The organism is Pseudomonas sp. Pseusp21, assembly GCF_059492145.1.
Genome location: NZ_CP168520.1, coordinates 1,866,648 through 1,882,349 on the forward strand (window position 1 = coordinate 1,866,648; position 15,702 = coordinate 1,882,349).

The following is a 15,702-nucleotide window of genomic DNA, read 5'->3' on the forward strand; positions in this document are numbered from 1 at the left end:
TCAATTGAGAAAGCAGCTTTTCCGAAGCTGCTCTCCAAACTTAGGCGATGATCGGGACAAGTCAAAAATGCGTCCGTTACAGGATGTGAAACAATCAGGGTTCGAGACGGCGCTGCTGGTGAATCCAGTCGACGATCTCGCCGTCGGGGGTATAGCCGCTGACGGTTTCGCGCAGGAGCTGGCGGACACGCGCATAATCATCGAGCTCCACGGCATCGAGCAATTCGCTCAAACGGCCCTTCAACACTTCCCAGGAAAGGTAATCCTCACTAGCGCTCATGATCATAGGGTGATCAGTGGCAGACACGTTATCGCCGATCAGCAGCTCTTCATAGAGCTTCTCCCCCGGACGCAATCCTGTGAAATCGATCGCGATATCGCCCTGAGGATTGCGCTCTGAGCGCACACTCAGACCTGAAAGATGGATCATTTTCTCCGCGAGTTCGACAATTTTCACCGGCTCGCCCATGTCCAGGACGAAAACATCTCCACCCTGTCCCATGGAGCCTGCCTGAATCACCAACTGCGCGGCTTCCGGGATCGTCATAAAGTATCGGGTAATCTTCGGATGGGTGACCGTCAATGGCCCACCGGAGCGGATTTGCTTGTGAAAAAGCGGGATCACCGACCCGGAAGATCCCAGAACATTGCCGAAACGGACCATGGTGAAACGGGTCTTGTTGACCCTGGACACATTGGCCTTGTCGCCGAACAGCACAGGAGCGATTTCACGGCTCAACGCCTGCAGGGTGAGTTCGGCCAATCGCTTGGTACTTCCCATGACATTGGTCGGACGTACCGCCTTGTCAGTGGAGATCAACACAAAATTGGCAACGCCACTCTTGAGGGCCGACTGCGCAGTATTCAAAGTGCCAATGACATTGTTCAACACGCCTTCGGCAATGTTGTGCTCAACCATCGGTACATGTTTATAAGCGGCGGCGTGATAAACAGTATCGACCCGCCAGGTCTTCATGACATCGTGTAACTTGTCCGCGTGCCGAATGGAACCGAGGATCGGCAATAACCGAACACCTATCGATTCACGAATCCCGCGCTGCTCCAGTTCGGAAAGAATGTTGTAAAGATTGAACTCACTGTGCTCGAACAAAATCAACGTGGTCGGGTTCAGTGAAAATATCTGTCGGCAAAGTTCCGAGCCAATCGAGCCGCCGGCCCCTGTCACCATGACGATCTTGTCTTTGATGCAGTGTTCCAGCAGATCATGTTGCGCGGGCACCGCATCGCGGCCGAGCAAGTCGGCAATATCGACTTCCTGGATATCTTCCACCTTGACTCGGCCGCTAGCCAAATCGGTGAAGTTGGGCACGCTGCGCACGTGGAGCGGAAAGCCTTCCAGCAGATTGAGAATTTCCCTGCGCCGCGCGCGGGTGGAAGATGGCAATGCGAGGAGAATTTCCTGCGCGCCGGTGACATCGATCATCTGCTGGATATGCTTGGGTTTGTAGACCTGCAATCCGGAAATGGAGCGATCGGCAATACTCGAGTCATCATCGATGAAGGCGACAGGACGCATGACCCGCCCCATACGCAATGCCGCCACCAACTGGTTGCCAGCTACGCCTGCACCATAGATCGCCACTTTGGTCAGCCCGTCATCGCGATTGGTGAAAGGCACATGCTGGGCAGCCGTGAACCAGTCACCCATGAAGTACTGTCGCATGCACAGGCGCAAGCCGCCGATGATGACCAGGCTCAGCCACCAGTAATTGAAAATGATCGAGCGCGGAACCACGGCTTCGTGGTTGCTGTACCAATACACCACCAACGCGAGAATCAGCGATGACAGACTGACAGCCTTGATAATGGCCACCAGCGCATCATTGCCGAAGTAGCGCATCACTGCGCGGTACATGCCGAAGCGGATAAACAGGGGGATCGCGACGATCGGCGCACAGATAAACAGCCAGACATGGACCTTGAAGGGATTGATCATTTCATCAATGCCCAAACGCACGATAAATGCCATCCACAGCGCCAGCCAGACAAGAACGACGTCCGTCAGCACCTGGATCAACCGCTTTTGTCGCCGCGGTAGTTTCAGCAAAAACATGCGCAGTCTATCCATAAGCCCCTGTTCCAATGTGCCCCACTCCTTGCATCAATCGGTGAACGCATTGTACGTAGGTAAGGATCGACGTCACAGATATATTATGACAAGAGGTCGAGGTCGCCGTTATTCCGCCATTCGAACAAGCAGAGCAAAACTCGAAGCTCAGCGGGACCTGCGCAGCGAAAGGTCATTGAAGTACTCGATCAGTTCGGAGACCCGACCGGGCAGGTAAAAGTGGTTGAGGAAAAACTCGCGTCCGCGCTGCCCCATCTCGGCAAGGCGTTGCTGATTGGTGTTATAGAGCGCCAGAACCGCATCAGCCAGCGCTTGTGGATCCTGCGCGGTACAACTCAAACCGGCGTCCGCCTCGGCCAGCATCAAAGCGGTCTGACCATTGCAACTGGCAATAATGGGTTTGCCGGCGGCGAGGTAGCTTTGGAACTTGCTGGGGATGGTTTGGGCGAAAATAGGATCGTCTCGCAGCGTTAGCAGCAAAACAGAAGACGCAGCATAAACGCTGGTGATTTCTTCAGAAGAAACACGCCCCGTCAACTCGACGTTATCCAGCCTTTCATCACGAATCTTTTCCGCAATGGTGGCTTCCATACTGCCGCTTCCGACCAGAAAGAAGCGAATATCGGAGTATTCCCGCAAAATCTTCGCCGCCTCGACAATCGTCTGGCAAGACTGTGCCACGCCAATATTGCCGGCAAAGACCACCGAAAAGTGACCGCAGAGACGACTGACATTGAAGTTATCCGGCGTCTTTGAGGTAACCGGTTCCAGCGCAGAGTTAGGGAAGAACCTGATCTTCGACCAATCACGGCAGAGGCGTTGAACAGAATCACGAAAGCCTTCTGACTGGATGAGGATCGAGTCGGAGTATCGATATATGTAACGTACAACGTACTCAATACCCTTGAGGACCTTGTCATTGTTAATGAACCCGGTCGCCTTCAAGGATTCGGGCCAGATGTCCTGAACCCACAAGGCCAGACGTGCACGTTTGAGCCATGACACGTAAATGGCCGGCAACGCCTGCAACAAAGGAGACGGCGCATAAACGAAGACAACGTCGAACTTCAATCCGCGCAATACCCAAGGAGCCAGCAAGTAGCCGGAAAGAATAAAGGACAGATAATTCAGTATCAGTCCCTTGGCCGAATTTTTCCCGCGCGGAAAAAGGGGCAAGCGTATGACCTTCGCGCCCTTGTAGTCCTCGGCCTGACAACCCAGCGAACGATATCCGGGAAAAATCCTGCCTTCGGGATAGTTGGGCTTCCCTGTCAGCACAGTGACTTCCGCTCCCTGGCTTGTCAGCTCCGCCACCACTTCATTTATATGGAAGTTTTCTGGCCAGAAATACTGTGTCCATACCAGAACCTTCATTGCATGACTTCTCTCAGAAACACCTCGGGCCCATGTATCAACTGTGCAGGCTCGTCAGACTCGAGGTGGCGTCTTACCGCCCGGGCAATCGACGTGCGCGAAGATGGATCGAATGTTTGCACTGGCTCGACGATATCCCGGACATAATCCAGTTCGGCGGCGATGATCGGCAGCTGACGTGCATTGGCTTCGATCAGCGGCAATCCCAAGGACTCGGTGGTAGAGGGATAAATCAATGCGCTCGACTGGTCGTATAACGCGCAAACTTCGCTGGAACTCAACTGGCCAAGATTGAAAACATTCAAGTCCCACTTCCGCTTCAACTCCTCGATCTGGAATGACAAAGCAGTATCGAACGGCACGGTCAACGCCAGGCTCGGGCGCAGCCCTTGTTCTGCCAGCAGGCACCACGCGGCAATCAGTTTCTGATGATTTTTATGGGGTTCCGCACTGGCCACATAGACAAAATCGTAGATTTTTTCAGCAGGCACATCAGCCTGATCAACTTCAGCAAGCACAAACGGGCAGACGACCACCGGGGTTTGCTCCCCCAGAAACCCGCGAACCTGCTCCGCCATGGATGGCGTCTGTACAACGAATTTGTCGATACGCGTGGTAAACGCCCTCAGCATCAAGCGCTCGCCCCAGAGGCGAACCCTCGTTTTGATCGGATAGGATTTGAGGCTGTCTGAGGAGAGAAGGATCCTGTTTTGCAGGAAGACCGTCACTTGCCCTTTCAAAGGAAACAGCGGAACCAACCCGTGAAAGCACAAGACTGCATCGCCCGCTTTCACGCGGTTGCGCAGACGCCACTCAGCAGCCAACCGGGAAAACAACGTCGGGCGCACCCAATGCCGTTCAGCGCGCCCCGCTTTCAGGCCGGCTTTTGCCCGGACATCCAGTTGCTCGAAATCAATACTCGACTCCGCCGCGCCATAGAACGCCTGCAATAAGTTCAGGCCCCCGCCGACATGAACATTCGGTGCATGAAGAAACAGTCTTTTAGGAATATTCAAGAGAACTAACGGCCTCTGTGGGAGGGCACTAAACACGTGACGGCCTTGCGAATGACCTGCCGGCTCTGAGGCGTAAGCATGGCACGGGCGTATCGCCGCAAGGTCCTGGCGAACACCGCCACCAATTGTGAACCCAGCACCTCGGTGAAAGAAACACCGTATTGACGAGCCATCTTGACACTGTAGGCCGCCGCATCATTAAAACCACGCTGCCAGAGACTCGAGGCCAGGCGCAAATAACTGGCCCCGATCTCTGAAGCCGACTGCCCTGGAATCTCTGCAGGCACCAACGATTTAACAAAACCAAGGTACAGATCCCCCGCCTCCGCGAACGCTACATCGGCAATTCTGTGGGTATCCTGATTCACATGACTGCGGGCACTGACAAGTGCTTCGGGTAGATGAAGGAAGCGATACATACCCGCCATCCGAAACCACAACTCGTAGTCCTGAGTGGTTCGCAATCCTTCGTGAAATGAACCGGCCACCTCAAACGCTTCGCGGGGAATCAGCAGACTGCAACCATGTAATGTACTTTGTGCAGTGATCCAGTATCGAAAAAACTCCGGCTGCACAGTCGACATGTCGATCCGGACGGCCTTGTTCTTTTCAACACCTGTGAAAATGAAATAGTCTGAATAGACAATCGTTCGCTCGGGCTCATGCCTCGACAAGAAAGCAATCTGCCTGGCGATTTTATCTTCGGCATATAAATCGTCATGACTCAACCAGGAAAAATACTCTCCCGTCATATGCTGGATTGCCAGGTTCAGCGCAGACGCTACGCCGCCATTGCTTTTCTCAAGATAACGAATGGAATCGCCAAAAGACCGAGCGATCCGCTCGGTCGCACCAGCATCGTTGCTACCATCATTGACAACAATCACTTCAACATCAGCATACGTCTGATCGAGAGCGCTCTGAATTGATTCGGCTAAAAAATCTGCGCCATTATAGACGGGAATAACAATTGAAACCCGAGGGTTAAACTCTTCAGCTATCAAATTATCGTCATCAGAAAAACTCATCATGCTACCCGTATTTTTACAATACTTCGAAACCAGTGCGCCCAATACTCATATGAGTGCATCCGCGCACGGTGCCTGGCAGTTTTTTAGAACAATGATAGTTTTATTTATGGACATTGCTCTCTCAAATAAAGCCGCTTAACCGCGGCTTTCGCCAGATCGAATAGCTAACCAACTAATTTTGCCGAGTACGGTATCACACGAGTCAGTGCAGCCAAAATCAGGCACACCGCAAACGTGGACAAGGACAGGCTGAAAATCGCCGAGAATGCCGACATCGACGCAAGATTCAAGGTAAATCCGAGCATGCCACCCTTGATGAGTTCAATCACCAGCAAATGCATCAGATAAACAGGAAACATGATACTGGAAAGGAATGCCACCGGCCGATACAGTACTGGATGCAACTTAACTTTCTTTATCGCATGGAATGCAAAAATAGCCGCTATCAAAACATTGGGACTGGTATATTCGAAGGCTGTTTCCGAAGCACTGCCAGAAGCCTCACTCAGCTTCCAAGTAATCAAGAATGTCGCAAGGCTCGCGAACACATACAAGCAAAAACTTGCCCTAGCAGTTAAAAAATCAAGAAAATCAGACTTTACCAAATAGAAACCAAGCAAAAAATATCCAGGCCACCTCAGAAACTCAAGCAGGGTAAGATGAGGAACAACCTCTAGCGGAAAATAAATCGTTACCGAGTTAATCGCAAACCAAACGCCAAAAAAGTAAGCAGCCCATCGCTTGTTATTTAACATGGCGACAGATAAAACTTGAATTATAGGGAAAATCAAATAAACCCCAATAATCATATAGACAAACCAGAGATGGTAGATCACGGGACCATTCAACGCTTGCTTTAAAGCACCAAAAAAGCTTAAGGGTCGACCTTCCCAATGATTCATCCAGAATACATAGATAACACTCCAGAGAGCGAGAGGGATAGCAACCCTCATTACCCTGCCAAATACCCCCCCTAAAGCCTTGGAAGTATCACGCCCCAACAACAACGCCCCTGACAACATCGCAAACAAGGGAACTGAAACCCTTACAAAACTATCAATTACGGTCGCCATTAGAAAATCAAACTGACCGGTATTTTTATAATTATAAAACAGGGGCGCGGCTATATGAATGACAACAACCCCAAACGTTGCGATCAGTCGACAAACATCCGCCCAAGCTAACCGTCCCAAATCTTGTTGTTGTGTCATTCGTTGTTAAGCCTTAGAGGTAAGAATGATTTTTTCCAGCGGCGCCCCGACGATCACGCCGTCGATGCTGGTAGCAACTACTTTGAACAGGATCGCGTCATGCATCCAGTGCAGCTGCACATGCTCATGCAACGTGCCGTTGGCAATCGCTGCAACGATCGAATAATCACCCACCGCCAGTATTGGCAACTTGAAATGAAACGCAGCGTCGACCCGCTTGCCGGCCCGGACTCTGACAGGCGACTCCTTGTAGGAGTGATAAGTGTTACCACCGATCAATGGCTGCCCCAGCCGATCTTTAATGATGAAACCAATAATCGGCAAATCAACGTCGTGAATGGCCTTGGCCGTAACTTTCACCACAACGTCCGCACCACCTTCACAAACGGTCAGCTGACGACCTTTTGCATTGGTAAAGCTGACGTTGAGAATTTCTGCGCCACCTGTGCCAAACGTCGATGACTGCGGATTGAATCCGAAAGATTCAATTTCCTGAGCACCGTTGCAAATCGTCTCATCATCCTGCATGACGATTCGCTGCTCAATGATCTCGCCTTCCGGCTCCTCCTCGATGACCTCTTCAAACTCCTCATCTTCTACTGCAACTTCTGCAACGGGAGCTGCGCCCTCGGCGCCGGTATGCTGCATGTAAAGCTGGGCAAAGTACTTTTCGCAGACATCTTTCGCGGAGCCTGCATCGCGCACAACCCCACCTTCCAGCCAGATCGCGTGATCGCAGAAAGCGGTGACAGCGGCCAGGTCATGGCTGACGAAAAGAATGGTGCCGCGCTCCTGGAACTGACGCAGGAAACGCATGCACTTCTGTGCGAAAAATGCGTCCCCTACGGACAACGCTTCGTCAATGATCAGAATATCGGCATCGACATGGGCAATTACCGAAAACGCCAGACGCGCCTGCATGCCACTGGAATAAGCCTTTACCGGCTGATCGATGAAGTCGCCAAGTTCAGAAAAATCGACAATCTTCTGAAAGCGCTCTTCGATGCACGACTTCTTCAGCTCGAACAGGCTGGCATACAGATAAATATTCTCGCGCCCGCTGAATTCAGGATTGAAACCCGAACCCAGCTCAAGGACTGCTGCAACTTTACCGTTGATTTTCACCGAGCCCTTCGTGGGTGTCAGGGTGCCGGTCAACAGCTGCAAGAGAGTACTTTTACCGGCACCATTTCGACCGATAACACCCACCGACTGCCCTTTGAGGACTTCGAAATTGACATCTTTGAGCGCCAGGAAGTCTCGATAGTAGTTGCGCTTCCAGCCCAGAAAGATCTGTTTCAGACGATCATGTGGCGCATCGTAGATGTGGTATGCCTTTTCCAGACCAACCACTTCGATGACCGGCTGCGGCTTTACTTCTGTAGTCATGTCCATACTCATAAAACGTCCGCAAAGCCGTGTCTGACAGATCTGAAGAAACGCAGGCCGAGCCAGCAAACGACCAGACTGACACAGGTGTAGATCAACAGGCCCGGGAAATTGGGTATCGCACCGTTGATCATCACCAACCGCGCCTGTTCAACAATGAACGACAGCGGATTGAGCATGATCAGACGACTGGCCCATTGCGGCAGCTTGTCGAGCGGATACAGAACCGGCGAGAAGAACATCAATGCCTGGGTGATAACAATCGTCAGTTGCGCAATATCTCTCAGGAACACACCAAGCGCGCTCAGGAACCAGGTAATGCCCAACAGGCAAAGCACCAGCGGCGCAATGACGACTGGCAGAAATACGATGGTCCACTGAAGGCTACCGTTTACAAACAGTGCAATGGCCGCCCATGCAACGATACTGAGGCACAACTGAAAAACCGCCGAGCCGATAGGAACCCAGACCAGCAATTCGACCGGGAACACCACTTTCTTGACGAAATTGGGATTCGACGTGATCAGGTTGGGCGCACGGTTTACGCATTCGGCAAAGAACGTAAAGACAATCAGACCGGGAAACAGCATTAATGCAAAACCGGTAATTCCCTCAACGCCAGGCCAGCGAGAAGGCAGGAAATATCCGAACACCACCGCGTACATCGCCAACGTCAGCAGCGGCGTGATCAGCGGCCACAGGACACCCAGCAGGGCGCCCTTGAATCGCATGTCCACATCGCGTTTGATGAGTTGCTTGATGAGATCGAAATGCCGGAAATGAGCAGTAAAGATATTCTGACTCAATTAGAAAGCCCTATTGATGCTTTGGTGTGATTTCCCAGAAACGCAAGAAATGACTCTTTCATGCGCTCCAGCGTGAAATCCTTCATGAAGCATGAATAGCCGTTGGCGGCAAAACGAGCGTAAGCCTCGCTGTCCTGCACAGCCCTTTCCAACTGACTGATGATGACGGAGGTATCCAGCGACTCGCACAGGAAACCGGCATCATTGGCCTTGATGTACTTCGCCGGAGAGGCGTAACTCGGCGCATGACAAAACACCGGCCGGCCTGAAGCGAAATAAGTAACAAGCTTCGATGGAAAACTGTTGCTCGACTCTTCGTGGTACTCACCGGAGAACCAGTAAGGCATGTAGAGAAGATCAGAATCGGCCAGCAGTCGAATCGTCTCGTCCTGAGTTTGCCAGCCCAGATACTCGAAATTCGAAGGACTTTGGGTAAACACCTTGAACGCGCCCCCCATCACCCGCACACGAATACGCTTGCCTGCAACTTTCCAGTTACAGGCATTCAATGCGTGTTGCAGGCATTCCCATTCCGTCTGCGCGTAGAACTGACCGGCCATGGCAATGATGAACTCATCGCGATCATGCACTTTCGTAGCCGGCTGCAAGGCCAGTTCACGAGGCAACCCCGCAATAACCGGAGCATTCACGACACGGTATTTGTTCGTGTAATTCTCGGACATCGCCCACGATGCGGTCGCACAGGACGCACTGCCTTTGATGACCTGGTCGAACTCCTTGAGCAAGCGGCGACGGGTAAAACCGTCGATGAGATTCGCTTGCAGCCACCAGCCGAACGGGTCCCAGACCTGAGTCAGGAGTGGCACATTGAGTGCCTGGGTCACCTGGCGAGCCAGGCGCACCATGGTCTGCCCTTGCAGAACAACCCACACAGCATCGACTTTCTGCGTTTTGGCAAATTCGACGATCTGCGGAAGCAGCTCGCGTTGAACACGATTGGCCTGGACCAGCTCGAACGGAAAAGCCGAGAGAATCCCGGCCTTGCGCGGCAATACACGTACCGCGGCTTCCCGCGGCTTGCGAAGAAGAAGCTTGGGGACTTCGTCGAGCTCCGCAGGAATCTCCGGGTTCAGCGCAGGGTTAACCACTGCGCAGATGGCAACCTGATCCTTGGGCAAAAAGCCGACCAACCGATCCAGCACCAGACCTGCTGTAAAGTTACGGCACGGTGGTATATCAGTTAAAAGCAGTACTTTCATTTAGCAGCAACCGTTTTATAGATCTCCGCCAGCCGCTGTGCGTACAAGTCGTCGCCATAATGCTTTTCGGCGATCTCTCGTCCCTTGCGACCGCGTTCTTCACGCTCCGCCGGATTGTCGATCAGATGCTGCAGAGCGCGATAAAGCCCTTCGCCATCGTGCATCGGCACCGACACCCCGACTTCCGGTGCAAACGTCACTTCCGGCAACGATGTGCCTTCGAACACGATCACCGGCTTGCCGCAGGCGAACGCTTCAATGGCCATGACGCCAAAGGCTTCCACAATCGAAGGCATGAGGAAGATGTCGGATGCAACGAACGCATCACGGGCCAGTTCTTCATCATTGGTCCAACCCAACTCAACAAGCTGGAATCGATCCTTGAATTGCTCCATCAAACCTTTGCTGTTGAGAGTCAACAGACATACCGGCTGGTTGGCGCTGATGCGCTCCAGCGCCTGGATGATGTAAGGCAAGCCCTTAAACTGGTTATCGACCGCCCGGAAACAAATGACCAAGGCATCATCGGGAATGCCGAAGCGCTTGCGTGCATCCGGCGAAGCATTCGGATTGAAAAAGTCCAGATCCAGGCCAAAAGGCACCTGATGGATATCAACATCCTCGAAAAGAGGAGAAGCCTCGACCATATCGCGCATCCATTTGGAGGCCACGATGACATCGAACTTCGATTTGTTGTACGCACGTTTTTTATACTGAAAAAGAAAACGTGTGGTGTCCATCAACAGCGGGAAGTGGATGTCCAGGTCGGGGCACTTGCCACAACCGGTCATCCAGCGTTTGCACTCGAACGGATAGACGCAATGTCCTGTCATGGCCCACGGGTCATGCAGTGTCCACACTGTAGGCTTGCGCCGAGTGATCTCGGGCAAGTCGCCCAGGCTCAGATAGCCCGAGTGGATAATGTGCAGGTGCAGCACATCCGCTTCCTCGAACGCTGGCATTTTCATCATCTGCCTGGCATTCGTGTAAAGCACTGATTGCATCGAGGTCAAACGCTCAACCCGATTGAGGATCCGGTTGATTTTCCTTGTATTTTTCCCCTCGAACGTCAGCACGTCCGGGTTCTGAGTGTCCTTTTCCCAAATAAGATGCCGGGATTCGACATCGTATTTTTTTAGAAGCGGCGTAATGGAAAGACCATTAAAACGACGACCAGGGGACTCGTAGCCATTGACTTGAAGAACTTTCATTTAAACAGAGCTCTTACTTTACGGCTGACCTTGCCACACAGGCTTTCAGTAATGCCTCGTTCCAAAGCGTTTAACTGCTCGGCGCGTGCAGACAATGCAGTTGTCTGTTGCTGGAGTTCACTCTCTCTTGCCTGAATTTGACTCTCTTTGAATGCAAGCTCTTCGCTCTTCGCAGACAACTCTGTAGCCTGAGCAGACAACTCTGCAGCCTGAGCAGACAACTCTGCAGCCTGAGCAGACAAACCAGCGAATTCGGCCCCCAAGTCATTCAAACGTGCGAATTGCTCGGAGAACGCCTTGATACGTTCGTTGTGCTGACGAGTCTCTCGCAATAGCGCTTCAGATTTTTCCTGAGCGGCCTTCGCGAAAATGACATCCTGAGGCTCGGTTGCACCGAGCTCTATGAACAGCTCAGTCGTGCGCTGACAGGATGCAATCCCACATTTCAGATGGCTGGTGCTGATGTCACGGGCCACGACCTTTTCACCCAGAAGCGGAAAGGACTCCAGCAACCAAGGCAGGTTAGAAGTTTGACTATCCACCACATCATTGGAATAAAGATCGTTGAAGTGATTGGCCACTTTCTGGATATTTTTAACAGCGTAGAAACCGCCATACGGAGGAGTAATGTCCTGTCCGAGGTAATCCTGCAGATGAAGATGCTTGCAGGCAATGACATCCCAGCCAGCGAACTCTTCAGGGTACCAACCGGATTTGTGATCCTGCCACTCACCGCCGTGAAGGTTCCAGCCATCCACATCGCCAGCGTGAATTTCCTGAGGCATGAAGCCTAAGGGAGTGAAGATAATGACTTGCTGACGCGCCACACGTTGACACTCAAGCAGCACTTGAGCGCCCACGTCTTTGTCCATGTGCTCGATAACGTCGATGAGAAAAATCGAATCGATCGAGCGATCCGGCATCCCGGCCAACGCTTTGCTGGCGTCCAGCGGAATAATGACTGCATTCGCGTCTTTGAGGCTTGTCTTGAGCACTTCAACGTACTCAAGATGCGGTTCAACACAGATCAGCAATTCTGGGGTGATGTACTGTTGCGGGCGGATACCGCAACCAATATCCAGCACGGTGGACACCGGCTTGATAAAACCGGCAGCTTTGTTATGGAACTCATCCCGATCACACCAGACAACACTTGCATCGACAGTCGTATTCACGTTTCTTCATCCTTTAGCATCTAACAAGCTTTAACAAACACTACCGCTTGCCGAGCTGCTTATTAATCAGTGTTGATCGGTACAAACTCATCAAACAAAAAACCAGGGCATCTACAACGTCACATGTACAGCAGGAGTAGATGCCCCCACGTTTACTTCGACCAAACAGTCCGATTGATAAAATCTGTATAACTCAAAACAATTCGCAAAACTTTCTGCGATACCAGGCCACCTTCGTAGTCTGGAACCACGCGACGCACGGCACCTGCCTGATCCTGGCTGGTCACGATACGCACGGCATCGAGAACCCGCTCCGACTTCAGGCCGCTCATGATCAGCGTGCCCTGGTCCATGCCTTCCGGACGCTCGTGGGCGTTGCGGATGGTCACTGCGGTCAAACCGAGCAGCGAAGCTTCTTCGGTGATGGTGCCGCTGTCGGACAGGATGCAGAACGCTTCCTTCTGCAGCTTGATGTAGGCAAAGAAACCGAACGGCTTGAGGAACCGGATTCGCGAATCCAGGCCGTCCAGGCCCAGAGCCTCCAGACGCTGACGAGTACGCGGGTGGGTGGAAACGATAACCGGCATGTCGTAGGTTTCAACCAGCGCCTTCAGGGTGTCCAGCAGATCCTGCAGGTTTGCCGGCGTGTCGACGTTTTCTTCGCGGTGAGTGCTCACGACGAAGAATTGCTTCGACTTCAGACCCAGCTCGTCGAGAATCGGCGATGCCTCGATCTGTGGCATGAAGTGATTAAGCACTTCTTCCATGTGGGAGCCGGATTTGATGATGCGATCCGGTGGAATGCCTTCGTCGAGCAGATAGCGACGAGCATGCTCGGTCAACACCAGATTGATGTCGCTCAAATGGTCGAGAACCTTGCGGTTCAGCTCTTCCGGAACACGCTGGTCGAAGCAGCGGTTACCGGCTTCCATGTGGAAGACGGGGATTTTTCTGCGTTTGGCAGCAATGACGGCCAGGCAGGAATTGGTATCGCCGTAGAGCATCAAGGCGTCCGGCTTCTCGGCTTCCAGCACTTCATCGGCTTTCTCGATGACGCGTGCGATGGTTTGCGCGGCGTTGGCGCCGACGGCCCCGAGGAAGTGATCCGGCTTGCGGATACCCATTTCCTCGAAAAATACCTCGTTCAACTCGTAGTCGAAGTTTTGCCCGGTGTGGACGAGGATATGCTTCGTGTGCTCGTCAAATTCGGCGATCACACGCGACATCTTGATCAGTTCAGGACGGGTCCCGACAATCGTCATTACCTTAAGCATTAAGTTGCTCCTGAATGTAGGAAAGCTTCAACAGCAACTTCTTCACGCCTTCGATATCCAGGCGCTCGGTATTGTGGGAAGTGTAATCTTCGAGCGCGGAAACCTCGGCCTCGCCTTCCACGAAGTACTTTGCGTAGTTCAGATCGCGATTGTCGGCCGGCACACGGTAGTACTGACCCATGTCTTCGGCTTTCGCCAACTCTTCACGTGCAACCAGCGACTCGAACAGTTTTTCACCGTGACGAGTGCCGATGATGCGAATTTCGTTGTCTTTCTGGAACAGTTCTTTAAGTGCCTGTGCGAGCACTTCAATGGTCGATGCAGGCGCTTTCTGAACGAAGATATCGCCCTGTTCGCCGTGTTCGAATGCATGCAGTACCAGATCGACGGAGTCTTCCAGGGACATCAGGAAGCGCGTCATGGTCGGATCGGTGATGGTGATCGGCTTGCCATCGCGCAGTTGCTCGATAAACAGCGGAATTACCGAGCCGCGGGAAGCCATGACGTTGCCGTAACGGGTAGCGCAGAAAACGGTTTCGCCTTCCGACTGCATGCGCGCCTTGGCAACCATGAGCTTTTCCATCATTGCCTTGGAAATGCCCATCGCATTGATCGGGTAGACAGCCTTGTCCGTGCTGAGCACGATAACGCGCTCGACATTGTTCTCGATCGCTGCCTGCATGACGTTTTCGGTACCGAGTACGTTGGTGCGCACAGCTTCCATCGGGTAAAACTCGCACGATGGGACCTGTTTCAATGCTGCTGCGTGAAAAACGTAGTCAACGCCCTTCATCGCGCCACGAATGCTGTCGAAGTTGCGAACGTCACCAATGTAGAACTTGAGCTTCGGATTGTTCAGCGCAATCCGCATATCCTCTTGTTTTTTCTCGTCACGACTGAAAATACGGATTTCTTTGACGTCGGTTTTCAAAAAACGATTAAGAACAGCATTACCGAATGAGCCTGTGCCACCGGTAATCATCAATACTTTATTATCAAACATTGTCTAAACCTTGCGCTTAATTGAAGTCATGCATGTTTTTGATCAATACAGGCCATTCCGGGGCAACGTAGCCTGTCGCCTCCGCAAAACGGTCTGCATTCAACGAACGATCAATTGTCAGCCTATCGGAAGGGACAATCTCCGTGTCTTTCCCATAAGTGCTCGCTACAAGCTTTAGCAAGTCGTACTTATTAATCGGTTTGGCGGCTACATGGTACAAGCCGTGCAAGTGCGGTCGTGGCAGGACGAACTCGTTGATCACTCGCGCCAGCTCCATGGTCGGCAGACCGGAGAACACGGCACCGGTAAAACCGTCAACCTTGCCTTGCTGCGCGAGGAACCAGCCGACAAGGCTGCGGGCGCCGGACAATTCGCGACCGATGATCGATGTGCGCAAAGTAATCGCGTGTGGATAATCCACTTCGCCCAACAATTTGGAGCGACCATAGAGGTCATAGGCATCCGGAAAATCGGATTCGAGATAGCCGCCCTTCTTCCCGGAAAAGACACAATCGGTACTGATGTGCACCAGTCGGGCGCCACCGGCCTTGCACAATGCGGCCAGACGATGCGGGAGCAGCGTATTGATCGGCACGGCCATCAGTGGATCGTTGGCATCGGACAGTTGCTTGACCAGACCTACGCAGTTGATCACGACATCGGGACGGACCGTACCGAAAGCCTTGATAAGAGAGTCCTGACTTTCGACGTCAACGCCCAGTACGATGTTCTCGGCCAAGGCCGGTGAAAAAAACTTGCGGGCACCTTCACTTCGAGCCGTACCGAAAACCCTCAACTCGGGATTAGCGGACAAAACTCGGTAGGCTGCGTTACCCAGCATTCCGGAAACACCCAACACCAAAACTTTCATTACCTTACTCCTCACTTCCCAGGCCAGAACTG

At 52.5% G+C, this 15,702-nt stretch carries 13 protein-coding genes; all 13 read right to left on the minus strand.

Translation table 11 applies throughout. The annotated features are described in order from the left end of the window. Positions 1–94: 94 nt before the first annotated feature. Complete coding sequence (locus ACEN93_RS08335; protein ID WP_039770523.1) at positions 95–2,089, minus strand: polysaccharide biosynthesis protein; 1,995 nt, start codon at positions 2,087–2,089, stop codon at positions 95–97. Positions 2,090–2,236: 147 nt separating this feature from the next. Next, complete coding sequence (locus tag ACEN93_RS08340; RefSeq protein WP_039770525.1) at positions 2,237–3,463, minus strand: glycosyltransferase family 4 protein; 1,227 nt, start codon at positions 3,461–3,463, stop codon at positions 2,237–2,239. After that, positions 3,460–4,479, minus strand: coding sequence for a glycosyltransferase (locus ACEN93_RS08345; protein ID WP_495611298.1), 1,020 nt, complete (start codon positions 4,477–4,479; stop codon positions 3,460–3,462). Before ACEN93_RS08345 ends, ACEN93_RS08340 begins: the two co-directional genes overlap by 4 nt. A 5-nt stretch (positions 4,480–4,484) precedes the next feature. After that, positions 4,485–5,507: a glycosyltransferase gene (locus ACEN93_RS08350; protein ID WP_495611299.1), complete on the minus strand. Its 1,023-nt coding sequence runs from the start codon at positions 5,505–5,507 to the stop codon at positions 4,485–4,487. A 167-nt stretch (positions 5,508–5,674) separates the two neighbouring features. Further along, positions 5,675–6,721, minus strand: coding sequence for an acyltransferase (locus ACEN93_RS08355; protein WP_490841092.1), 1,047 nt, complete (start codon positions 6,719–6,721; stop codon positions 5,675–5,677). Positions 6,722–6,727: 6 nt separating this feature from the next. Then, complete coding sequence (locus ACEN93_RS08360) at positions 6,728–8,110, minus strand: ABC transporter ATP-binding protein (protein WP_490841091.1); 1,383 nt, start codon at positions 8,108–8,110, stop codon at positions 6,728–6,730. 8 nt (positions 8,111–8,118) lie between these two features. Further along, positions 8,119–8,916 (minus strand): ABC transporter permease, encoded by a 798-nt coding sequence (locus ACEN93_RS08365; protein ID WP_039770532.1) that lies wholly within the window; start codon positions 8,914–8,916, stop codon positions 8,119–8,121. Further along, entirely contained in the window at positions 8,913–10,136 is a 1,224-nt protein-coding gene (locus ACEN93_RS08370) for a glycosyltransferase (protein WP_039770534.1), read from the minus strand. Before ACEN93_RS08370 ends, ACEN93_RS08365 begins: the two co-directional genes overlap by 4 nt. Next, positions 10,133–11,347: a glycosyltransferase family 4 protein gene (locus tag ACEN93_RS08375; protein ID WP_495611300.1), complete on the minus strand. Its 1,215-nt coding sequence runs from the start codon at positions 11,345–11,347 to the stop codon at positions 10,133–10,135. The genes ACEN93_RS08370 and ACEN93_RS08375 overlap by 4 nt, the downstream gene beginning before the upstream one ends. Next, positions 11,344–12,522, minus strand: coding sequence for a methyltransferase domain-containing protein (locus ACEN93_RS08380; RefSeq protein WP_495611301.1), 1,179 nt, complete (start codon positions 12,520–12,522; stop codon positions 11,344–11,346). The genes ACEN93_RS08375 and ACEN93_RS08380 overlap by 4 nt, the downstream gene beginning before the upstream one ends. A 152-nt stretch (positions 12,523–12,674) precedes the next feature. Then, positions 12,675–13,796 (minus strand): non-hydrolyzing UDP-N-acetylglucosamine 2-epimerase, encoded by a 1,122-nt coding sequence (gene wecB / locus ACEN93_RS08385; RefSeq protein WP_039770538.1) that lies wholly within the window; start codon positions 13,794–13,796, stop codon positions 12,675–12,677. Then, positions 13,789–14,799, minus strand: coding sequence for a polysaccharide biosynthesis protein (locus ACEN93_RS08390; protein WP_039770539.1), 1,011 nt, complete (start codon positions 14,797–14,799; stop codon positions 13,789–13,791). Before ACEN93_RS08390 ends, wecB begins: the two co-directional genes overlap by 8 nt. A 16-nt stretch (positions 14,800–14,815) precedes the next feature. Then, positions 14,816–15,670, minus strand: coding sequence for a dTDP-4-dehydrorhamnose reductase family protein (locus ACEN93_RS08395; RefSeq protein WP_074688022.1), 855 nt, complete (start codon positions 15,668–15,670; stop codon positions 14,816–14,818). Between the last annotated feature and the right edge of the window lie 32 nt (positions 15,671–15,702).